The sequence below is a fragment of the Mycolicibacterium baixiangningiae genome (genome assembly GCF_016313185.1).
GTDB lineage: Bacteria > Actinomycetota > Actinomycetes > Mycobacteriales > Mycobacteriaceae > Mycobacterium > Mycobacterium baixiangningiae.
Genome location: NZ_CP066218.1, coordinates 3,229,003 through 3,251,383, shown reverse-complemented (window position 1 = coordinate 3,251,383; position 22,381 = coordinate 3,229,003). Strand labels below are relative to the sequence as shown.

Below are 22,381 nucleotides of genomic sequence, written 5' to 3'. Positions count from 1 at the left end.
TGACCGCGTTGTGGGGTGCACACGAATCTACCGCCGAAACATGACGAACCGGGCGGTTCGACCCGCCCGGTTCGACAAGATCAGATTCGTTGGTGGTTACTTCAGGCGGCGCTTGGCCTGCTTCTTGGTCAGCTTGGCCTGACTGCGGGTGGTCTCGGCCAGAACGGCGGCCTGTTCACGCGCGAGTTCCGCGAGTTCGGCGCTGCGCCCTTTGGCGACATCGGCGAGTTCGGGCGCGCGATCCCGTGCCAGCTCGGCCCACTCCGACCCGCGCTCGCGGGCGACTTCGGCGAGCACCGCGCCGCGCTTGCCGGCCACGTCGGCCAGTTCGGCGCTGCGCTTGCTCGCGACTTCCGCCAGCTCGGCACTGCGCTTGCTGGCCACTTCCGCCAGTTCGGCACCGCGCTTGGAGGCGACCTCGGCGAACTCCGCACCCCGCTCGCGGGCGACTTCGGCGAACTCCGCGCCGCGCTTGCCGGCCACACTGGCCAACTCGCGGCCGCGCTCGGCGCCGACCTGCAGGCCGTGCCCGAGTTTCTCGGCGAATTCACTGTCGGTCAGCGAGCCGCCGGCGGCCGCGCCGACGGGCAGGGCTGCGGTCACCTTGCGGGCGGCGCGGCGGCCACGCCAGCCGAGAGAGGGTTTGCCTTCGGTGTCGACCGCGGCGATGATCAGGCCGCCGATCAGGCTCACGTCGGTGAGGAAGGCGCGGCGCTCTTCGGCTTTGCGGGCGGGGTCGGTCTCGTTCCAGAAGGTGTGACCGCCCAGGCTGCCCGGCACCACACTGAACGCCAGCGCCGCGGACGCGAGGCGGGGCAGCTTGCCGGAGGCCAGCAGCAACCCACCACCGATCTGAACGCCCGCGGTGATGCGGGCGACCGTCTCGGCGTTGGACGGCACATTGGTTCCCACCGGGTCAGGCAGTTTGCTCAGGTTTTCGAGCGTCGGCCTGGCGGCATCGGCAGCCGGTTTGGGGCTCCGAAGCGCCTCCACTCCGCGCCCGATGAACACAGCAGACAACATGGGTCGCGCGATACGTCGGATCAGCATGTCCCGCTGTGTTCCCCCACCGCACACGTCACAAACGCGGTCTGTGCGGGCTCTTGTGCCGCCGCCGACGCAGCGGAAGCCAGAACCAGGTCGGGGCCGGCGCGCGTCGATGCGGGGATTCTGGCAGTCCCGTCGTCGCATCGGTCGGCGTTCGGCCCGGCTGGCCGCGGCGCTGACTAGGGTGGTCTGGTCGAGCGCTGATCCCGAGGAGGTCGCCGTGGCACTGGTCGCCGGTATCGATTCGTCGACCCAGTCGTGCAAGGTCCTGGTGTGCGACGGGGACACCGGTGAGATCGTCCGGTCGGCGACCGCGCCGCATCCCGCGGGCACGGAGGTCGACCCCCAGGCATGGTGGGCGGCCCTGCAGGCCGCCGTCACCGCGGCCGGTGGTCTCGACGACGTCGCGGCCGTGTCGGTGGGAGCGCAGCAGCACGGCATGGTCTGTCTGGACTCCTCGGGTGCCGTCGTGCGAAATGCGTTGCTGTGGAACGACACCCGGTCTGCCGCCGCGGCCGCCGACCTGGTCGGCGAACTCGGCGGTCCCGGCGCGTGGGCGGATCGCATCGGTGTCGTGCCGGTCGCCGCGATCACCGCCGCCAAACTGCGCTGGCTGGCCGACACCGAACCGGACCACGCCGATGCGACCGCGGCGGTATGCCTGCCTCACGATTGGCTGACCTGGCGATTGTCCGGGTCCGGCGACATCGGCGATCTGCGCACCGATCGCAGTGACGCGAGCGGCACCGGATACTTCTCCGCGCAGAGCGGTGAGTACCAGCACGATCTGCTCGAGCTGGCGATGCGGGGCCGCCGACCGGCGCTGCCCCCGGTGCTGGGCCCGCAAGACGTCGCCGGCCGGACGGCCTCCGGCGCACCCCTGGGCCCCGGCGCCGGTGACAATGCGGCCGCCGCACTCGGGCTGGGTGCGCGACCGGGGGACTGTGTGGTCTCGCTGGGCACCTCCGGCGTCGTCAGCGCGGTGGCCACCACCGCGCCGCACGACCCCGACGGCCTCGTCGCCGGATTCGCCGACGCGACCGGACGTCACCTTCCGCTGGTGTGCACTCTCAACGGGGCGCCGGTGCTGGCGGCCACGGCCGGCATGCTGCGCGTGGAATTCGACGAACTCGACCGCCTCGCGCTGTTGGCTCCCGCCGGAGCCCAGGGCCTCACCCTGGTGCCGTACTTCGACGGGGAGCGTTCGCCGAACCTGCCCGACGCGACCGGCGCGCTGCACGGCGTGACCACGCGAAACCTCACCCAGTCCAACGTGGCACGCGCCGCGGTGGAGGGTCTGCTCGCCTCGATGGCCTACTGCATCGACAAGATCTCCGCGCAGGGCGTCGACGTCGTCCGGATCATCCTGGTCGGCGGTGGGGCCCGCTCCGAAGCGGTGCGTCGCATCGCCCCGGCTGTTCTGGGCCGTCCCGTGCACGTCCCGACTCCGGCCGAGTACGTGGCACTCGGTGCCGCCCGCCAGGCCGCATGGCTGCTCGGTGGTCACGACGAGCCCCCCGGGTGGTCTTTCGGCGTGACGGCGACCTACGAGGCCGACGCGACCCCACACGTCAACGAGCAGTACACCGCGGCGCGGAGGTTGACGCTGGGTCAGTGAGGCATGCGGCACCACAACGCTTTTCGACGAGATGGGATGCGGGTGCCGGCGTGCGTGCACACCGCGTGACACGATAAGCGGGCGGACAACGCACCACTGACAGGAGACTTGCGATGGAGCCCACTTTCTCGCTCGACCTTCCCGAGGACGTCGTGTCGGTGCGCGACTGGGTGCACGAGTTCGCCCGCGACGTGGTGCGGCCCGCGGCCGAAGAGTGGGACGAGCGGGAGGAGACTCCGTGGCCGATCATCGAGGAGGCCGCGAAGGTCGGTCTCTACACCCCGGAACTGTTCGCGCAGATGGCGGGGGAGAGCAGCGGCATCGGACTGATCACCGTGTTCGAGGAGCTGTTCTGGGGTGACGCGGGCATCGCGCTGTCGATCCTGGCCACCGGGCTGGCCGCGGCGGCTCTCGCGTCCAACGGCACGCCGCAGCAGATCGGTGACTGGCTGCCCGCCATGTTCGGCACACCCGGTGACACCAAGGTCGCCGCGTTCTGTTCGTCGGAACCGGGCGCCGGCTCGGACGTCGGCGCGGTGCGCACGCGCGCGGTCTACGACGAAGCCGCCGACGAGTGGGTGCTCAACGGGACGAAGACGTGGGCGACCAACGGCGGGATCGCGAACGTGCACGTCGTGGTCGCCTCGGTGTATCCGGATCTCGGCACCCGCGGGCAGGCCAGCTTCATCGTCCCGCCCGGGACGCGAGGGCTGTCGCAGGGCCAGAAGTTCAAGAAGCACGGCATCCGGGCCTCGCACACCGCCGAGGTGGTGCTGGACAACGTCCGCCTCCCCGGCGAGCTGATTCTCGGGGGACGGGAGAAGTTCGAGCAGCGGATGGCGCGGGCCAAGGAGGGGGAGCGGACGGCGAGCCAGGCGGCGATGGCGACTTTCGAGCGAACCCGTCCGTTCGTGGGCGCGATGGCGCTCGGGGTGGCCCGGGCCGCCTACGAGTACGCACTCGACTACGCCTGCCAGCGCGAGCAGTTCGGCCGCAAGATCGGTGAATTCCAGGCGGTCGCCTTCAAGCTCGCGGACATGAAGTCGCGCATCGACGCCACCCGGATGCTGGTGTGGCGGGCCGGCTGGATGCACCGCAACAACAAGCCCTTCACCTCGGCAGAGGGTTCCATGGCCAAGCTGTACGCCAGCGAAACCGCCGTCTACGTCACCGACGAGGCCATCCAGATCCTCGGCGGCAACGGCTACACCCGCGACTATCCGGTCGAGCGGATGCATCGTGACGCGAAGATCTTCACGATCTTCGAGGGCACCAGTGAAATCCAGCGCCTCGTCATCGGGCGTGCGTTGACCGGGCTGCCGATTCGCTAGTCACCATCCCCGCGAACGTGCGCGTCTGTGCACGAAACGCCCTGCGCCGCTACGATTTCTCGCACGCTCGCGGGTGACCGAGCGTGCGCACAATTGCTGGGCGATCAGCCTGCTGTGAAACGATGCCGGGATGAGCGAGCAACCCGTCCACTTCGAACCGACCGCCGACGGCGCATTCCTGCCGACGCGCTTCGCCCAGAGCCACTGGGGTGAGGATCACCTCAACGGGCCCGCGATCGTGGGCCTGGCGGCCGTGGTGCTCGAGCAGGAGTACGGCCGTGAGGAATTCCTTCCCTCCCGTCTCACGGTGGACCTGTTCAAGGCGGCGCGCGGTGTGCCGACGACGGTGAAGACGAACCTGGTGCGCGACGGCAGGCGGGTCCGCAACTCCGAATGTGAACTGGTGCAGGACGGTGTCACCGTCGCGCACGCCACACTCGTGCAATACCGGCGGGCGGAGGCGCCGCGGGGCACCGAATGGACTCCGCCCGGTGAGTTCGCTGTCCCAACCGAGGTCGATCCCTCGCGGGCGATCCACGTGAGCAGTGACGGGCAGGGCTGGACGAACGAGATCGCCGACCACCAGAATGCCGCGCGCAAGCGCACCTGGGGCCGTTCGATCCAGGTGGTCGCGGGTACCGACAACTCGGCGTTCGTCCGGGCCGCGGTGATCGCCGAGGGCACCAGCCTCGTCACCAACCTCGGCACGGCGGGCGTCGGCTACATCAACGGGGATCTGACGGTCGCGCTGGTCCGCCTGCCCGTCGACGACTGGATCGGTGTGCAGGCGGAGACGCACTGGGCGGCCGACGGGATCTCCGTGGGCACCTCGACGCTGTACGACCGGGCGGGCGCGTTCGGTTCGGGGATGGTGACCGCCGTCAGCAACGCGGCCGTGCAGGTCGATTTCGGGAACGACCCCTTTCCCTCCAGGACGCACTGACGCAGGCCCGTTTGGACGTAGGGTTTGGCACGTGGATCTGCTGCTCGGTATCGACATCGGGACGGGGAGCACCAAGGGCGTACTCGTCGACGTGACCGGATCGGTGATCGCCTCGGAGACCAGCGCCCACGCGATGAGCCTGCCGCGCCCCGGCTGGGTGGAGGCCGACGCCGAAGCCCTCTGGTGGCGGGAGGTCTGCCAGCTCAGCACCGCCCTCATGGCGCAGGTGCCCGCAGGCGGTGTGGTCGCCGGGATGTGTGTCAGCGGGGTGGGCCCGTGCCTGGTGCTGTGTGACGATCAGCTACGTCCGCTGAGGCCGGCGATCCTGTACGGGATCGATACCCGCGCGACGGCCGAAATCGATTCTCTCACCGAGGAATTCGGCGAGGCGAACATCTTGGAGCGGGCGGGAACCCTGCTGTCCAGTCAAGCCGTCGGCCCGAAGCTGGAATGGGTGCGCCGCCATGAACCGGAGGTGTTCGACCGGGCGACGGGGTGGTACGGGTCGAACTCGTTCATCGCCGCCAAGCTGACCGGCGAATACATCATCGACCATCACACCGCCAGCCAGTGTGATCCGCTCTATGCCACCCGCCGTTTCGACTGGAACCACGACTGGGCGCGGCGCCTCTGCGGTCATCTGCCGTTGCCCCGGCTGGTGTGGCCGAGCGAGGTGGTGGGCACCGTCACCGCCGAGGCGGCCGCCGCCACAGGCGTTCCCGTCGGCACCCCGGTGTCGGCGGGCACCATCGACGCGTACTCGGAGGCGTTCTCGGTCGGGGTGCGCCAACCCGGCGATCAGATGCTGATGTACGGCTCCACCATGTTCCTCGTCCAGATCATCGACGAGTACCACAGTGATCCCACGCTGTGGACCACCACCGGTGTCGAACACGGCACCCTGGCGCTGGCCGCCGGGACGTCCACGGCGGGCAGCCTGATCGGCTGGCTCCAGGCGACCACCGGGGGCGCCTCATTCGACGAGCTGATGGCCGAGGCGTCGGCCGTGCCGCCCGGGGCGGAGGGCCTGCTGATGCTGCCCTACCTCGCGGGGGAGCGCACACCGGTGTTCGACCCCCAGGCGCGCGGGGTGGTGGCGGGGCTGACGCTGCGCCACGGCCGCGGGCACCTCTTTCGTGCGGCGTACGAAGGGATCTCGTTCGGTATCCGCCAGATCCTCGAACGGTTCGACGACGCGCACTCGGCGACCAGGACGGTCGCCGTCGGTGGCGGGTTGCGCAGCCCGGTGTGGGCGCAGGCGCTCAGCGACATCACCGGCCGCCCGCAACTCGTCCCCGAGCAGGCGATCGGCGCCAGCTACGGCGACGCCCTGCTCGCCGCGATCGGGACGGGCCTGGTCGAACCCGACACGGACTGGACGCGAGTGGCTTACGAGATCCAGCCCGACCCGCAGCGGCGCGAACTCTACGACGACCTCTACGACACCTGGTGCGGGCTGTATCCGGCGACGCGCGAGCAGGTTCACCGGCTGTCGGCCTTCGACCCCGACTGAGGTCGCCGCCGCAGGGCCGCTACTCACCGCCTTCACGCACGGTCAGCCGTCGGCGCCCTCGACGGTCTCCAGGACGGCCGCTGCGGTCACCGGATCGGTGACCAACTGGTTGAAATAGCCGCCGCGCGCGCCGGCGATGATCGAGGACACCTTGTCATCGCCCACCGCCACAGCGATCGTCACGGGAACGTGCCGCAGGGCCTCCAGTTCCACGGCGATCAGGCGGCCGCTGCCCTCGAATTCGACTTCGTTGCCGTCCCGGTCGTAGAAGCGCGAGCACACGTCACCGACCGCCGCGCGCAACGAACTCGACCCGGTCGGGACGAACTGCGGGATGTCCGACCGCATCAGCGGTGGCGCCCCGACACCCATCAGCGCACAGCGGGCATGCGGCCACAGGTGCAGCACCCGTTGGATGCTCGGGTCGTTGAGCAGCGACGGATACAGTTCCGGGCCGGGTAGCGCCGGGGCGAACAGGTAGTTGGGTCTGCCGTTGACCCGGTTGGCGACCCGGCGGGTGATCTCGTTGGTCTGGTACCACTCCTCGGGCTGGTCGTTACCGCCGACGGTCGGTGCCACCAGCACGCCGGGCAGCGGCACGAGGTCGTACTGCGCGACCTCGTAGACCGTGCGCCCGGACGACACCAGCAACACGTCACCGGGTAGCAGGCCGGCACCGGACAGCGCCCTCCCGACTGCCGGTGCCAGCGCGGCACCCATCACGTCGACGATGCCGCGCCCCGGTCCCGGGTTGGGCAGCGGGTGGCTGAGGAAGACGGTGGTCAGCGAAAGCGCGCGCGCCAGCCGGTCGCCCAGATCCCCGGAGGTGACCTCGGCCGGCGGCACCACTTCGATGCGCACGATGCCGCGGCGCTTGGCCTCGGCGAGAAGGCGACTCACGGTCGCACGGCTGGTGCCGAGTTGCGTCGCCACCTCGGCCTGCGTGGCGTCCTCGGTGTAGTAGAGCTTCGCCGCGGCATAGAGCAGCGAAGCGGGGAAGTGGCCGGCGTCGGCGTCGGACGCGGGACCGTCGACGCCGGGCGGGGATGAGGGCTGTGCAGACCGGGGCACGCCAAGAAGTATGACATTGAACACTTGGTAGTGAACAGATTCTTGCTGAACAGATGTTCTGGACAATTGTGCATCGCTGTGGTTAATGTGAGCGCAGCCACACAGGAGGAGTTGTTCGATGCCCGATCAGATGCCGGAGAAGATGCAGGCCGTGGTCTGCCACGGACCGCGCGACTACCGACTCGAGGAGGTCGCCGTCCCGCAGCGCGGACCCGGCGAAGCGCTGATCCGGGTCGAAGCGGTCGGCATCTGCGCGAGCGATCTGAAGTGCTACCACGGTGCGGCGAAGTTCTGGGGCGACGAGAACCGGCCGGCGTGGGCCGAGACCATGGTCATCCCCGGTCACGAATTCGTCGGCACGGTGGTCGAACTCGATGACGACGCGGCACAGCGGTGGGGGATCACGGTCGGCGACCGGGTGGTCTCTGAGCAGATTGTGCCGTGTTGGGAGTGCCGCTTCTGTAAGCGCGGGCAGTACCACATGTGTCAGCCCCATGATCTCTACGGCTTCAAGCGCCGGACGCCGGGAGCCATGGCCAGTTACATGGTCTATCCGGCAGAAGCGCTGGTGCACAAGGTATCCAAGGACATCAAGCCGCAGCATGCGGCGTTCGCCGAACCGCTGTCCTGCTCACTGCATGCGGTCGAACGCGCCCAGATCACGTTCGAGGACACCGTCGTCGTCGCCGGCTGCGGGCCGATCGGGCTCGGCATGATCGCCGGCGCCCGCGCCAAGAACCCGATGCGCGTGATCGCCCTCGACATGGCGCCCGAGAAGCTGAAGCTCGCCGAGAAGTGCGGTGCCGACCTCACGATCAACATCGCCGAACAGGACGCCGAGAAGATCGTCAAGGACCTCACCGAGGGGTACGGCGCGGACGTGTACCTCGAGGGCACGGGCCACACGTCGGCGGTGCCGCAGGGGTTGAACCTGTTACGCAAACTCGGCCGCTACGTCGAGTACGGGGTCTTCGGCAGCGATGTGACCGTCGACTGGAGCATCATCAGCGACGACAAGGAACTCGATGTCCTCGGCGCCCATCTCGGACCGTACTGCTGGCCCGCCGCGATCAAGATGATCGAATCCGGCGTCCTGCCCATGGACGACATCTGCACCCATCAGCTGCCTCTCACCGAGTTCCAGAAGGGGCTCGATCTGGTGGCGAGCGGTCAAGAGTCGGTCAAGGTCTCGCTGATCCCCGCCTGAAAGCCGAAAGGTTCACACCACATGAGTCGAGATCGGATCGCGCAGCAACGTCAGCTGTCGCGCCGGAACGTGTTGGCCGCCATGGGAATCGCTGGTGCGGCCGCAGCCACCCTGCCGGTGTTGTCGGCCTGCGGGGTCGGCGGCAAGGCCAGCGCGCCGAACGGGGCGTCGGAGGTGAGCGGTGGATTCGACTGGCGCAAGGCGGCCGGCTCGTCCATCAACATCCTGCAGACCCCGCACCCCTACCAGCAGTCGTATCAGCCGCTCCTCAAGGAGTTCACCGAACTCACCGGGATCACCGTCAACGTCGACCTGGTGCCCGAGGCCGACTACTTCACCAAACTCAACACCGAACTGGCCGGGGGCTCCGGTAAGCACGACGCGTTCATGCTCGGCGCCTACTTCATCTGGCAGTACGGCCCGCCGGGATGGATGGAGGACCTCGGCCCGTGGCTGCAGAACATTTCGGCCACCAGCGCGGAGTACGACTTCGAAGACATCTTCGACGGGTTGCGCACGTCCACCCGCTGGGATTTCACGCTCGGTAATCCGCTGGGCACCGGCGGCCAGTGGGCGATCCCGTGGGGCTTCGAGAACAACGTCGTCGCCTACAACAAGGCCTATTTCGACCAGCGGGGCATCACGAAGCTGCCCGACAACCTCGACGACTTCATCCAGCTCGCCGTCGACCTCACCGATCGCTCCGCCAACCGGTACGGCATCTCGACGCGCGGATCGAAGTCCTGGGCCACCATCCATCCCGGCTTCATGACGCAGTACACCCGCCAGGGCGCGGTCGACTACACGTTCAACGGCCGCGAACTCGTCGCGGAGATGGACAGCGACAAGGCGATCGAGTTCACCGAGAAGTGGATCGCCATGCAGCACGAGGCCGGGCCGACGTCGTGGACCACCTACGACTATCCCAACGCCACCGGCGATCTCGGTGACGGCAAGGCGATGATGGTTTTCGACGCCGACAGTGCGACGTATCCGAAGAACAAGCCGGGCGCGAGCAAGGAGGCAGGCAACCTCGGCTGGTACGCCGGCCCCGCCGGACCGGACGGCAACTACAAGACCAATCTGTGGACGTGGAGTTGGGCCATGAGTGCCAACTCCCGCAACAAGCTGCCGGCCTGGTTGTTCATCCAGTGGGCCACCGGCAAGGAGTCGATGAACAAGGCCGTCGAGGCGGGCAAGTACGCCGATCCAGTGCGTAAGTCGGTGTTCGACACCACGTTCACCCGCGTGGCCGCCGACCAGTTCGGTTATCTCGAGGCCTTCGAGACCGTGATCGGCGAGTCGAAGATCCAGTTCACACCGCAGAAGGCGTTCTTCGACACCACCCAGAACTGGGCGGTGGCGCTGCAGGACATCTACGGCGGGGACGACGCAGCCTCCCGGCTGCGCAGTCTGGCCAAGACCAACACCTCCAAGGTCAACCTCTAGGAGCTGTGTCCAATGAAAGAGCAGGGCCACCCATGACCACTCAGACCCCCAAGGCGCCGGAGACCTCACCCGAACACCCCGCGCAGGCGCCGGGCCGAACACTGCCCGAGGTGCCGACGTGGCGGCGCAAGCTGCGGCCGTACGTGCTGTCGATTCCCGCCCTGATCATCGTGATCGGGATCCTCTACCCGTTCTTCGTGGGCGCCTACTACGCATTCCTCAACTACGCCGCGGTCAACCCCGACCCGCACTTCATCTGGTTCCAGAACTTCACATCCGTTCTCGGCGACCAGATCTTCTGGGAGAGCGTCAAGGTCACCGGCGTCTTCGCCATCGCGGCCACCGCGGTCGAGACCGTGCTGGGCGTCGGCCTGGCACTGTTGCTCAACCGGTCCAGCATCATCGGCAAGGTCTTCGAGAAAGTGCTGATCCTGCCGCTCATGATCGCCCCGGTGATCGCCGGCGTGATCTGGAAGCTGATGTTCAACCCGCAGTTCGGCATCCTCAATCATGTTCTCGGGCTGGGTAACACGTTCGACTGGTTGTCCTCGGGCAACGCACTGTTCTCGGTGATCCTCGTCGACCTGTGGATCTTCACACCGTTCGTGGCGATTCTGGTGCTCGCCGGTATCCGGTCGCTGCCCAAGGAACCGTTCGAGGCGTCCGAGGTCGACGGCGCGAGCTGGTTCTACATGTTCCGCAAGCTGATGCTGCCGATGCTGTGGCCCTACATCCTCGTCGCGGTGATCTTCCGGTTCATGGACAACCTCAAGGTCTTCGACCACATCTACGTCCTCACCGCCGGCGGTCCCGGCGTCGCCACCCGAACCCTGCAGATCGGGGCGTTCGAGGATTCGATCATCAACCTGAACTACTCCCGGGGCAGCACCTACATGCTGCTGCTCTGGATCATCGTGTTCATCACCGCGCGCTACCTCGTCAGCGTGCTCGGCAAAGCGCAGCGCCGTGCTGCCGGAGCGGAGTCGTAACCATGAGCATGTTCAGCAGAGCCGAACTCGCGCCCGGACAGAAGCGGCTGTCGATCGGTTCGGTCGCGGCCGACGTGGGTCTGGTGTTCTGGTTCCTGTTCTCCCTGTTCCCGATCTTCTGGATGCTGATGCTCGCGCTGAAGAACGCCGAACAGCAGACCACCACGTACTTCTCGTTCAGCCCGACGTGGTCGAACTTCGCAACGGTGGTCTCCGACAAGGGCACTCAGATGACCAGCGTCGACTTCAAGGCGTCGCTGCTCACCAGCCTGATCAACTGCGGCGGTGCGGTGATCGTGTCGCTGGTGATCGGTATCCCGGCCGCGTACGCGGCGGGCCGCTGGCAGTACAAGGGCAGCAACGACTTGATGTTCCAGATGCTGTCCTTCCGGTTCGCGCCGGAGCTCATGGTGATCGTGCCGCTGTTCGTGATCTACAACCAGATCGGGTTGTTCGACACCAAGGTCGGCATGATCTGGGTGCTGCAGCTGGTGACGATGCCGCTGGTGGTGTGGATCCTGCGGTCCTACTTCCAGGATCTGCCGGAGGATCTCGAACAGGCCGCACTGCTCGACGGCTACACCCGCAAACGGGCCTTCATGATGGTGGCCCTGCCGATCGTGCGGCCCGGTATCGCCGCGGCCGCCCTGCTGGCGTTCATCTTCGCCTGGAACAACTACGTGTTCCCCCTCATCCTGGCCGACAGCAATGCCGGCACCGTCACCGTGGCGATCACGAAGTTCCTCGGCGGTGGCGGCCAGGCGTACTACAACCTCACGGCCGCCGCGGCGATCATCGCGGCCCTCCCGCCCCTGATCCTGGCGTTGACCATTCAGCGCTATCTGGTACGGGGCCTGTCATTCGGGGCGGTGAAAGCCTGATGGCCACGGTATCGGTTTCGGGTCTGCAGAAGACGTACGGCAAAGTCAGAGCGGTCGACGGGGTGACGGTCGACATCGCCAACGGCGAGTTCTTCGTCATCCTCGGGCCCAGCGGGGCGGGCAAGACCACCACGCTGAAGTCGGTGGCCGGCCTGGTCGACATCGACGCCGGGACGGTGCACATCGGCGGCCGCGACGTCACCCGTGTGGAGCCCTATCACCGCAACGTCGCGATGGCCTTCGAGAGCTACGCCCTGTACCCGCAGAAGACGGTCAGCGACAACCTCGCCTCGCCGTTGAAATCCGGTCGCACAGGGCGGTATTCGGAGGCTGAGCGCACCGAGCGCATCGACCAGGTGACCACCACTCTCGGGATCAACCATCTGCTCAAGCGGTTTCCCCGTGAGCTCTCGAATGGTCAGCGGCAGCGCGTGGCGCTGGGCCGGGTGCTGGTCCGGCCGGCCGACATCTACCTGCTCGACGAGCCGTTGAGCCATCTCGACGCGAAGCTGCGCGCCGCGATGCGCGCCGAGCTCAAACAACTCTCGGCGATGTCGGACACCACGACGCTGTACGTGACCCACGACTACCAGGAGGCGCTCGCGCTCGGCGACCGGATCGCGGTGATGCGCGAGGGACAGCTGGTGCAGATCGGCACCCCCGAGGAGATCTGGCGCCGCCCCGCTGACACGTTCGTCGCGCGGGCGCTGGGTCAGCCGGAGATCAACCTGCTCGACGGGGTGGTCGACGACAACAGGATCCGGCTCGGAGACGGCTCCTTCGACGTTCCCGTGCCGGCGGACGTCCGCTGCGAACGCGGCGACCGGGTGCGCGTGGGTCTGCGACCCAGCGAGATTCGGGTGGTACAAGACGGCACGGGCGATTCGGGACTACGCGGCAAGGTGGTGTTGGCCGAGCGCCTTGGTCGCAACATCGAACTGACGGTGGACGTCGGCGGCGTACCGCTGATCGTCCTCGCTTCGGGACGCGAGGGTGTCGGAGAGGGTGCACAGGTCGCGATGGCCGTCACTGCCTCCGACATCCACGTCTTCGCGGCCGGCGACGGTGACACGCCGAGGCTTTCGGCAGACAAGACACTGGAGGCGGCACAGTGACCACAGTTGAAGCCACGACGACCACGACCGCGCAGAGCCTGACCCTGAGCGAGCTGGTGAAGACCTACGCCTCGCGGGGTCGCGAGAGTGTCACCGCGGTCAAGGGCATCGACCTGGCCATCGAACCGGGCGAACTGGTCGCGCTGTTGGGCCCCTCCGGTTGCGGGAAGACCACGACGCTGCGGATGATCGCCGGGCTGGAAACCGTCACCAGCGGGTCCATCAGGATCGGCGACCGTGAGGTCTCGCGGTTGCCCGCCGCCAAGCGGGGAATCGGCGTCGGGTTCGAGAGCTACGCGCTGTATCCGCCGATGTCGGTGCGGGACAACCTGCTCTACGGACTGAAGGCGCGCAAGGTCAAAGGCGCTGAGCAGATGGTCGATTCGATCAGCCGGCGCCTCGAGATGGACGATCTGATGGACCTGCGTCCGGCAGGGCTGTCGAGCGGTCAGAAGCAGCGGGTGGCGCTGGCCCGCGCTCTCGTGCGCAATCCACCGGTGCTGCTGCTCGACGAACCGCTCAGCCACCTCGACGCGTCCGCCCGGCAGCGGGTGCGCCGCGAACTCAAGGTGCTGCAAAGGGAATTCGGATACACGACGATCGTGGTGACGCACGACCAGGTGGAGGCGCTGTCGCTGGCGGACCGGCTCGCGGTGATGGATGCGGGTGTGGTGCAGCAGTTCGGCACGCCTGACGAGGTCTTCGACGATCCGGCGAACCTGTTCGTCGCGCAGTTCGTGGGCGAGCCACAGATCAACGTGCTGCGTGGCGTGGCCCGCGTACGAGACGGCCGGGTCTCCGTGCACATCGGCGACGACGCGGGCAGTCTGGACACCGCGGCCACCGAGGTGACTGACGGCACCGCCGTCACCGTGGGCATCCGGCCACAGGACTGCGCGGTCACCGGTGACGCCGCGAGCGGAATCTCCACGACCGTCGCCTACTTCGAGCACCTCCTCGAGTTCGGCCTGGCGACCAGCACCGTCGCCGGAATGGAGGAGGGCATCGTGGTGCAGACACCCGCAGCCGAGACCTACGAACCCGAGCAGAAGGTCGTCGTCACCGCACCGCCGGAGCGGGTCTACCTGTTCGACGCCGGCACGGGGGAGCGCCTGCGATGACCAAGCTGTTCAACGACCCGGCGCGGTTCACCGAGGACATGCTCGTCGGCTTCCTCGACGCCAATTCCCGCTACGTGACCGGGGTTCCCGGCGGTGTGGTGCGCGCACACGCGACGCCTCCGGGCAAGGTGGCCGTCGTCATCGGTGGGGGATCCGGGCACTACCCGGCGTTCTGCGGCACTGTCGGTGCGGGCTTCGCCGACGGGGCGGTGGTGGGCAACATCTTCACCTCCCCGTCCACGGAGGAAGCCGCATCGGTCGCGCGCGCCGCCCACGGTGACTCCGGTGTCCTGCTCATCACCGGGAACTACGCCGGTGACGTGATGAACTTCGGTCTGGCGGTCGAGCAGTTACGCCAGGAGGGGATCGACGCGCACTACTTCGCGGTCACCGACGACATCGCCAGCGCGCCCAGGGGCGAGGAAGCCAAGAGACGGGGTATCGCAGGGGATTTCACCGTCTTCAAATGCGCATCCGCCGCCGCGGAGGAAGGCCTCGACATGGCCGGCGTGCTGCGCGTGGCCGAGGCGTCGAACGCGGCGACCCGCACCCTCGGTGTCGCGTTCGACGGCTGCACGCTGCCGGGCGCGGACCATCCGCTGTTCACGGTGCCAGAAGGCCAGATGGGCGTCGGACTCGGCATCCATGGTGAGCCCGGTGTCGCCGAGGAGTCGATGCCCACTGCGGCCGACCTGGCGGCGACGCTGGTGAACGGTGTGCTGGACGACAGGCCGGCGGCCACGGAGTCGACGCGCATCGCGGTCATCCTCAACGGTCTCGGCCGCACGAAGTACGAAGAGTTGTTCGTGGTGTGGGGCGAGGTGGCACGGTTGCTGCGGGAGCGCGGTCACGACATCGTCGAACCCGAGGTCGGTGAACTGGTCACCAGCCTCGACATGGCCGGCTGTTCGTTGACGGTCATGTGGCTCGACGACGAACTCGAACGGTACTGGCGTGCCCCCGCGGACACCCCGGCATATCGCAAAGGCGTTGCCGCCGTACAGGACTCCGGTGAGCGACGCACACAGGCCGATGCTCGTGCGGCTGCCGTAGCGCCCATCATCGATAAGGAGTCCGACGAGGACGGCCGCACCGGCGGGCGGACGGTCGCGGCGATGTTCGAGGCTCTGGCCACCACGCTCGCCGAGGCCGAAGACGAACTCGGCCGCATCGACGCGGTCGCCGGTGACGGTGACCACGGCCGCGGCATGGTGAAGGGGTCGGCCGCCGCGCGCGCCGCCGCGGCCGAAGCGGTCGAGAACGGCGCCGGACAGGGTTCGGTGCTCACCGCCGCAGGCAGGGAGTGGGCGGCCAAGGCGGGCGGCACCTCGGGCGTGCTCTGGGGGGCGATGCTGAACGCCATCGGGACTCGCCTCGGCGACACCGGCCGTCCCGATTCGGAGACCGTCGCCGCCGGGATGCGCGACGGCTACGACGCATTGGTCCGTCTCGGCGGCGCCGCCCCCGGCGACAAGACCATGCTCGACGCGCTGCTGCCGTTCGTCGAGGAACTCGAGCGGCGGGTGGCCGACGGGGAGCGCTGGGAGCAGGCCTGGGCGACGGCCGCGGAAACGGCGCACACCGCCGCGCGGGCCACCGCCGAGCTGCGGCCCAGGGTCGGCCGCGCCCGCCCATTGGCCGAACGCAGCATCGGCACACCCGACGCCGGCGCCACCTCACTCGCGATGTGTGCACGCACGGTCGCCGACAACCTCACCGTGAAAGGGAACAGTCCGCAATGACGTCCAAACTGCGCATCGTCGTCGGCTCCGACGACGCCGGATACGAGTACAAGGAAGCCCTCAAAGGGGACCTGAAGGCCGACGACCGGGTCGGCGAGGTCACCGACGTGGGGGTGGGCACCGACGAGGACACGGCCTACCCGCACATCGCGGTGGCGGCGGCCCGAATGGTCGCCGAAGGCAAGGCCGACCGTGCGCTGCTGGTGTGCGGGACGGGTCTCGGCGTGGCCATCAGCGCCAACAAGGTGCCGGGCATCCGCGCGGTCACCGCGCACGACAGCTTCTCGGTCGAACGGTCAGTGCTGTCCAACGACGCCCAGGTGCTGTGCCTCGGGCAGCGGGTCATCGGCCTCGAACTCGCGCGCCGACTGGCCCGCGAATGGCTGAACTACGAATTCGACCCGGCCGGCAAGTCGGCGGACAAGGTCGAGGCGATCTGCGGGTACGAACCCTCCACCGACTAGGGCCGACCGTCCGCGCCTTCAGTTGAAGGTCGACGGATCGGCGATCGCGAAACAACGCCGGGTGTTGGTCATGATCAGCACTTCGCGTACGGCGGTGGCGTCGATCTTCGGGAACTCGAACAGGCGGATGTCGTCTCGGTCGAGGGCCGCTCGTTCGGAGATGTCGACGCCGCCCCGGGTGCGCACCAACACGGTGACCACTGTGGAATCCTTCGCCCACACCGTCACCAGCACGCCGAGCCCCTCGGGCTCTCGGCCCCACGCCTGCGACGGGGGGCAGGCGGGGTCACCGTCGGCGTTCGGTGGCACGGCGGAGTCATTTGTGGCGATAGAGGCGTTGTGGCGGATCGGCGGTGCTTGCGGCCGTGCTGCTACCGACGCCGCGACAGTTCGCGGCTCGACCGTCTGGACGGTCGGTCCGGTGTCGGGCTGATAGGCGCCAAGACGGTACCCGCACCCGCTGACCGCCACTGCGGTCACAGCGACCATGATGGCCGCCTTTCCGATGTCCACGAGTCCCCCTCGCCGCCATCCCCAGCTCTTCGCGAGTACCCCTTTACCCACGCGTCAATCCACACATGGTCTCCCGCACCCGTGGCGCGACGCGCGTGATTCGGCAAATTGTCGTCAGTCGGTGACAAAAGCCGGATCTGCCACCAACTGCCGTCGGCGTGGCCGAAAAACCGTGGACGGAGAAGAATGCGGTGCCGTATCAATGGGGGGTGAGGACCACCGACGCTCGCACCGGTGTGGCGATGGCGGTGACGGCCATGCTGTCGGTGCAGCTGGGCGTTGCGGTGGCAGTCGGATTGATCGATCAGATCGGCGCCGAGGGTGCCGCCTGGCTCCGGCTGGCCTGGGCGGGTCTGCTGTTCCTGCTCTTCTTGCGCCCGAAGCGGGCGGGTTTCACGCGCCGGAGTCTCATCGCATGCGCGGCGCTGGGAGTGGTCACCGCGGCGATCACGCTGCTGTTCATGGCGGCACTGGGTCGAATACCGATGGGGACCGCCAGCGCGCTGGAGTTCCTCGGGCCGCTCGGTGTGGCGGTGGTGCAGGGGAGAGGGCTCGCACGGGTGGTGTGGCCGGGGCTGGCCGCGCTAGGCGTGGTGTTGATGACGCAACCGTGGGCGGGGACGGTCGATCCCGTCGGCGTGCTCTATGCACTCATCGCCGGGGTGTGCTGGGCCGTCTACATCGTGCTCACCCAGCGCGTCGGGGATCAGGTCGCCGGCGTCAACGGGCTGGCGGTGTCGATGCCCGTCGCCGGGTTGGTCGGCACGCTCGTCGCGGGTCCGATGGTGTTCGACCGGTTGACTCCGCAGCTGCTGCTCATCGGGCTCGGCCTGGCGATCATGCTGCCGATGTTCCCGTTCGCCCTCGAACTGCTCGCGTTGCGCCGCCTGAGCGCCGCCGCGTTCGGAACGCTGATGAGCCTCGAGCCGGCGTTCGCGTTGATCATCGGTTTCGTGGCGCTGCACCAGGTGCCGGGCCCGGCCTCGGTGATCGGCATCGTGTTCGTGGTCGCCGCAGGAATCGGCGCGGCCCGTGGGGGCGCGCGATCGACGCCCGTGCCGGCCGAGGTCGGCTGAGTATGCTGTTTCGCGCCGGGGGGCTACGCGTCGATCCGCTTGCGGCGGTACAGAGTTCCCACCGCCAGCAGGAGGAGGCTGGCCAGCAGGATCGCCGTGGCGATCACGTTGATCTGCGGGGGCACCGCCGCTTTGACGGCCGCGTTGACGTAGAGCGGGTAGGTCACGGTCGAACCGCTGACGAAGTAGGTGATGATGAAGTCGTCGAGCGACAGTGCGAACGAGAGCATCGCCGCGGCGACGATTCCGGGGACGATCAGCGGAAGCGTCACCTTGAAGAATGTCCGCGTCGGACTCGCCCCCAGGTCCATCGACGCATCCTCGAGTGTCCAGTCGAAGCCGCGGACCCGCGCACGCACCGTCATCGCGATGAAGCTCACCTCGAAGGCGATGTGCGCCAAGACGATCGTGACGTAACCGGTCGCCCAGCCGAGATCCAGGAACAGCACCAACAGGGAGGCGCCCATCACCACCTCGGGGGCGGTGAGCGGAAGCACCAGGAAGGTGTCGACCGCGCGCTGGCCCCGCCACCGTTGACGCACCAGCGCGATCGCGACGAGCGTACCGAGCACCAGCGCGATGAGTGTCGAGACCGCTGCGACGTTGAGGCTCAACTTCATGGCGTTGGTCAGCGCCGGATACTTGAACGGGTCGAGCCAGTTGTCGAGCGTGAAGCCCTGCCAGCTGTAGTTGAACTTGCCCTTCGGATCGTTGAACGAGAACAACACGATCACGAAGATGGGGATGAACAGGTACAGCAGCACCAGACCGGCGACGATCCGCAGGCTCCAGTCACCCCACTTGGGGGTGCCCTTCACGGTTTTCGGCTGCGGCGGCTGTTCGGCTGCGACGGCGACGGCGGCACCGGCCTGGGTGGTCATACGAGATCCTCCGTGCCCAGCGCCCGCGTGTAGAGCAGCACTCCGACCAGGATCGTGCCCATCAGGACCAGGCTCAGCGCGGCGGCCGCCGGATAATCCTTGACGACGAGGAACTGTTGCTGGATCACGTTGCCGATCATGGTGGTCTGGGTGCTGCCGAGGTATTCGGCGTTGATGAAATCGCCTGCGGCGGGGATGAACACCAGCAGGCTGCCCGCCAGCACACCGGGCAACGACAGCGGCAGGATCACCCTCGTGAAACCGCGGGGATTCGACGAGTACAGATCCTTCGACGCCTCGATGAGACGGGGATCGATCTTCTCGAGGCTGACGTAGAGCGGCAGGATCATGAAGATGATCCAGTTGTAGATCAGCCCGCCGATGACCGCCCAACTGGTGGACAGTAGTCGGCCGTCGCTCGGTAAGAGCCCGATGGCGCCGAGTGCGGTGACCACCCAACCGTCGTCGGCCAGAATGGTTTTCCACGCGATGGTGCGGATCAGGAACGTCACGAAGAACGGCAGGATCACCAGGCCGAGGATCAGGTTCTTGAACCGGCCGGCCTTGAACGCGATCACGTAGGCCAACGGATAGGCCAGCAGCAGACACACGATGGTCGCGACCAGCGCGTACCCGAAGGACCGCAGGATCGGATCCTGGTATCGGCTGAACGCCTCACCGTAGTTGGCGAAGTCCCACGAGAAGGTGAGGGTGGGCAGGAACACCGACCCGCTCGTCGACGACAGCGACGTGCGGGCCAGGGAGATCAGCGGCCACACGAAGAAGATTGCGAGATACGCCAGCGCGGGCAGGATCATCAGATACGGGGCGATCCTGCTGCGCTGCCGGCTACTGCTGGCGACGCCTGCCATGGGTCGGCGTCAGCCTCCGGTCACGGCGGCGTACATGGTGTTGTACTCCTGGGTCTGCTCGTCGGTCAGCGCCGCCCAGGACTTGAGGTTGTTCACCGTCGACTCGGGCGGATTGATGAGCGGGTTCGATGCGACCGTGGGGTCGATCTTGTTCAGCTCGTCGGTCATGTCGGAGAGCACCGGCACGAACTGGGTGAACGCGATCAGCTTCGCGTAGTTGGCCCGGTCGTAGACGTAGTCGATCCACGCCTCGGCCGCACTCTGGTTCTGGGTGGTGTAGGGGATCACCATGGTGTCGATGAACCAGGTGCCGCCGGCCTGGGGGACGATGAACTCCAGATCGGGGTTGTCGGCCTTCAGCTGCACCACATCGCCCGAATACGCCTGTGCGATGGCCACATTGCCGGCTGCCAGGTCGTCGGCGTAGTCGTTTCCGGTGAAGCGGCGGATCTGTCCCTTGTCCTTCTGCTCACGCACGAGATCGACCGCTTTCTGCACCGTCTCGGTGGAGGGGCGCTCCGGGGTGGCGCCCTGGGAGAGCATCACCATGCCGAGACCGTCCTGGGTGTCGGACAGCAGGCTGACCCGGCCCTTGAACGCCGGATCCCACAGATCCTCGATCGTGGTGATCTCGCGGCCGGTGGCGGCCCTGTTATAGGCGAGGCCGACCATTCCGGTCATGTAGGGTGCGGTGGCGTTGCGCCCCGGGTCGATCGCCGAGTTCAACAGGTCCGGCCGCAGATTCTTCTTGTTGGGCACCCGGTCGGCACGGATCTGGTTGAGCCATCCCAGACCATTGATGCGGGCGGCCATGAACTCGGTGGGGATGACCAGATCGGCGCCGATGTCCTGTTTCCGCGACAGCGGCTCTTTGACCTTGGCGAACCACTCTTCGTTGTCGTTGAAGTCTTCCTTGTAGTCCACGGTGACGCCGGACGCGGTCTGGAAGGCGGCGATGAATCCGTCGGCCATGTACAGCGGCCAGTTCGAGACCCTCACCGTTCCGCTGGCGGGGCCACCGTCGTCAGTGGTCGTCGTCTCCGAGCCACCGCTGTCCGACGATCCACAGGCGGCCAGGAACGAGGGGCCGAGCGCGAGTGCGGCGGCCGCGGCGGCGCCACCACCGAGGAATCGGCGCCGTGAGGTGCGGTTGGCGGCAAGGCGGGCGGCCAGATGCGGATCGAACTGATGAGCTGCGTCGCGGGGCATGACGTCTGTGCCTTTCGTGGGGTGGAGGGAAGGCAGAACGGGAACGAGGGTCAGGACTCGTCGAGCATCTCTTCGAGATCCTCGGTGGTCGGGATGTCGGCGGCGGGCAGCACCAGCGAGGCGTCGGGCGACCAGCACACGTGCACCTGGTCTCCGGGCCGCAGCATCGGCAGATGCTGCTCCGGGCCGACGTGCGCCACGATCGGGGAGTCGTCGGGAGCGGCCAGGGACAGACGCACTACCGGTCCCTGAAATGTCATGTCCCGCACGGTTGCCCGAACCGAGACGACGTCACCGACCGGGGGTTCCATCGACACCCGGAGGCGTTCGGGCCGCACCATCAGGGTGGCGTGCCCGCCCGGCTCGATGGCCGTGTCTCCCGGCCTGGCCCTGAGTGTGGAGCCCAGGACGTCGACCTCCACATAGTCACCGCTGGGACGACCGGTCTGGCGACCCGCCCAGAGGTTGGCCTGTCCGATGAAGCTGGCCACGAACACCGTCGCGGGACGGTCGTAGATGTCGGTCGGGGTGCCGATCTGCTCGACGTTGCCCGCGTTCATGACCGCGATGCGGTCACTCATCGTCAACGCCTCCTCCTGATCGTGGGTGACGTAGATGAAGGTGATGCCCACCTCGCGCTGGATGCGTTTGAGTTCGAACTGCATCGCGTGGCGCAGTTTGAGGTCGAGTGCGCCGAGGGGCTCGTCGAGAAGCAGTGCGCTGGGGTAGTTCACGAGCGCCCGGGCAAGGGCCACCCGCTGCTGCTGACCACCCGAGAGCTGCCCGGGCCTGCGTTTGGCGAAGTCGGTGAGGCGGACCACTTCGAGCATTTCGTCGACGCGACGCTTGACCTCGCCTTTGTCTTTCTTGAGGCTGCGCGGCCCGTACGCGACGTTGTCCCACACGTTCATGTGCGGAAACAGGGCGTAGTGCTGGAACACCGTGTTGACGTTGCGCTTGTGCGGGGGGACGCGCGATACGTCGGTCCCCTTCAGACGGATCGCGCCCGACGTCGGGGTCTCGAAACCGGCGATCATCCGCAGCGTCGTGGTCTTGCCGCAGCCCGACGGCCCCAGCATCGAGAAGAACTCACCCGAGGCGATGGAGAAGTCGGCGTCGGCGACGGCGACGTAGTCGGCGAACCGCTTCGTCACGTGGTCGATCTCGATGACCGGACCGCCCTTCGCGGGGGCAGGGCCGCCGGCGGACTGGTTCACCGGGGTGGTGCGTGTGCCGGTCAGAAAGCAACCTCCTCAGATCCAGCCCTGCGGACTGTGGGTAAACAATCGCCGATCCGGACACCCTTCGCAAGTGATTCCGCAACGATTTAACATTTCTA

The 22,381-nt window shown here is 67.5% G+C and carries 20 protein-coding genes; 13 read left to right on the top strand and 7 right to left on the bottom strand.

Annotated elements, in window-relative coordinates:
• Positions 1–96: 96 nt before the first annotated feature.
• Positions 97–1,050: a DoxX family protein gene (locus tag I7X18_RS15215; RefSeq protein WP_193048369.1), complete on the bottom strand. Its 954-nt coding sequence runs from the start codon at positions 1,048–1,050 to the stop codon at positions 97–99.
• A gap of 217 nt (positions 1,051–1,267) precedes the next feature.
• Between I7X18_RS15215 and xylB the strand changes: the two genes are divergently transcribed.
• From xylB to I7X18_RS15195, 4 genes are all read left to right on the top strand, one after another.
• On the top strand, positions 1,268–2,665 hold the full coding sequence (gene xylB / locus I7X18_RS15210; RefSeq protein WP_193048441.1) for a xylulokinase: 1,398 nt from the start codon (positions 1,268–1,270) through the stop codon (positions 2,663–2,665).
• 113 nt (positions 2,666–2,778) lie between these two features.
• A complete protein-coding gene (locus I7X18_RS15205) occupies positions 2,779–3,996 on the top strand; it encodes an acyl-CoA dehydrogenase family protein (protein ID WP_193048370.1) in 1,218 nt (405 codons plus the stop codon).
• A gap of 130 nt (positions 3,997–4,126) precedes the next feature.
• Positions 4,127–4,939 carry an acyl-CoA thioesterase domain-containing protein gene (locus I7X18_RS15200; RefSeq protein WP_193048371.1) on the top strand — a complete coding sequence of 271 codons (813 nt, stop codon included), beginning with the start codon at positions 4,127–4,129 and terminating at the stop codon, positions 4,937–4,939.
• Positions 4,940–4,970: 31 nt separating this feature from the next.
• Complete coding sequence (locus I7X18_RS15195; protein WP_193048372.1) at positions 4,971–6,452, top strand: FGGY-family carbohydrate kinase; 1,482 nt, start codon at positions 4,971–4,973, stop codon at positions 6,450–6,452.
• Between the two features lie 42 nt (positions 6,453–6,494).
• Here the strand turns inward: I7X18_RS15195 and I7X18_RS15190 are convergent, their stop codons facing one another.
• On the bottom strand, positions 6,495–7,523 hold the full coding sequence (locus tag I7X18_RS15190; RefSeq protein ID WP_193048373.1) for a sugar-binding transcriptional regulator: 1,029 nt from the start codon (positions 7,521–7,523) through the stop codon (positions 6,495–6,497).
• 118 nt (positions 7,524–7,641) lie between these two features.
• On the opposite strand from I7X18_RS15190, the gene eltD reads away from it, so the two are divergent.
• The 8 genes from eltD to I7X18_RS15150 are packed head-to-tail and all read left to right on the top strand — an operon-like array spanning position 7,642 to position 16,491.
• Positions 7,642–8,730, top strand: a complete 1,089-nt coding sequence (gene eltD / locus I7X18_RS15185) for an erythritol/L-threitol dehyrogenase (protein ID WP_193048374.1) — start codon at positions 7,642–7,644, stop codon at positions 8,728–8,730.
• Positions 8,731–8,751: 21 nt separating this feature from the next.
• Positions 8,752–10,179: an ABC transporter substrate-binding protein gene (locus I7X18_RS15180; protein ID WP_193048375.1), complete on the top strand. Its 1,428-nt coding sequence runs from the start codon at positions 8,752–8,754 to the stop codon at positions 10,177–10,179.
• Positions 10,180–10,211: 32 nt separating this feature from the next.
• Positions 10,212–11,168 (top strand): carbohydrate ABC transporter permease, encoded by a 957-nt coding sequence (locus I7X18_RS15175; protein ID WP_193048376.1) that lies wholly within the window; start codon positions 10,212–10,214, stop codon positions 11,166–11,168.
• Between the two features lie 2 nt (positions 11,169–11,170).
• Positions 11,171–12,049, top strand: a complete 879-nt coding sequence (locus I7X18_RS15170) for a carbohydrate ABC transporter permease (protein WP_193048377.1) — start codon at positions 11,171–11,173, stop codon at positions 12,047–12,049.
• A complete protein-coding gene (locus I7X18_RS15165) occupies positions 12,049–13,164 on the top strand; it encodes an ABC transporter ATP-binding protein (RefSeq protein ID WP_193048378.1) in 1,116 nt (371 codons plus the stop codon). Before I7X18_RS15170 ends, I7X18_RS15165 begins: the two co-directional genes overlap by 1 nt.
• Complete coding sequence (locus I7X18_RS15160; RefSeq protein ID WP_193048379.1) at positions 13,161–14,285, top strand: ABC transporter ATP-binding protein; 1,125 nt, start codon at positions 13,161–13,163, stop codon at positions 14,283–14,285. Before I7X18_RS15165 ends, I7X18_RS15160 begins: the two co-directional genes overlap by 4 nt.
• Entirely contained in the window at positions 14,282–16,027 is a 1,746-nt protein-coding gene (gene derK / locus I7X18_RS15155; protein ID WP_193048380.1) for a D-erythrulose 4-kinase, read from the top strand. The genes I7X18_RS15160 and derK overlap by 4 nt, the downstream gene beginning before the upstream one ends.
• Complete coding sequence (locus I7X18_RS15150; protein ID WP_193048381.1) at positions 16,024–16,491, top strand: ribose-5-phosphate isomerase; 468 nt, start codon at positions 16,024–16,026, stop codon at positions 16,489–16,491. Before derK ends, I7X18_RS15150 begins: the two co-directional genes overlap by 4 nt.
• A gap of 18 nt (positions 16,492–16,509) precedes the next feature.
• On the opposite strand, the gene I7X18_RS15145 is transcribed toward I7X18_RS15150, so the two are convergent.
• On the bottom strand, positions 16,510–17,004 hold the full coding sequence (locus I7X18_RS15145; protein ID WP_193048382.1) for a hypothetical protein: 495 nt from the start codon (positions 17,002–17,004) through the stop codon (positions 16,510–16,512).
• A gap of 242 nt (positions 17,005–17,246) precedes the next feature.
• Here I7X18_RS15145 and I7X18_RS15140 point away from each other — a divergent pair, with 242 nt between their 5' ends.
• Positions 17,247–18,080, top strand: a complete 834-nt coding sequence (locus I7X18_RS15140; protein WP_193048442.1) for an EamA family transporter — start codon at positions 17,247–17,249, stop codon at positions 18,078–18,080.
• 23 nt (positions 18,081–18,103) lie between these two features.
• Here I7X18_RS15140 and I7X18_RS15135 read toward each other — a convergent pair whose 3' ends face one another.
• Genes I7X18_RS15135 through I7X18_RS15120 form a run of 4 tightly spaced genes read right to left on the bottom strand, consistent with a single transcriptional unit; the run spans position 18,104 to position 22,259 of the window.
• Positions 18,104–18,961: an ABC transporter permease gene (locus tag I7X18_RS15135; RefSeq protein WP_193048383.1), complete on the bottom strand. Its 858-nt coding sequence runs from the start codon at positions 18,959–18,961 to the stop codon at positions 18,104–18,106.
• Complete coding sequence (locus tag I7X18_RS15130; protein WP_193048384.1) at positions 18,958–19,833, bottom strand: ABC transporter permease; 876 nt, start codon at positions 19,831–19,833, stop codon at positions 18,958–18,960. Before I7X18_RS15130 ends, I7X18_RS15135 begins: the two co-directional genes overlap by 4 nt.
• A gap of 9 nt (positions 19,834–19,842) precedes the next feature.
• Positions 19,843–21,042, bottom strand: a complete 1,200-nt coding sequence (locus tag I7X18_RS15125; protein ID WP_193048385.1) for a polyamine ABC transporter substrate-binding protein — start codon at positions 21,040–21,042, stop codon at positions 19,843–19,845.
• 50 nt (positions 21,043–21,092) lie between these two features.
• On the bottom strand, positions 21,093–22,259 hold the full coding sequence (locus I7X18_RS15120; RefSeq protein WP_193048386.1) for an ABC transporter ATP-binding protein: 1,167 nt from the start codon (positions 22,257–22,259) through the stop codon (positions 21,093–21,095).
• Between the last annotated feature and the right edge of the window lie 122 nt (positions 22,260–22,381).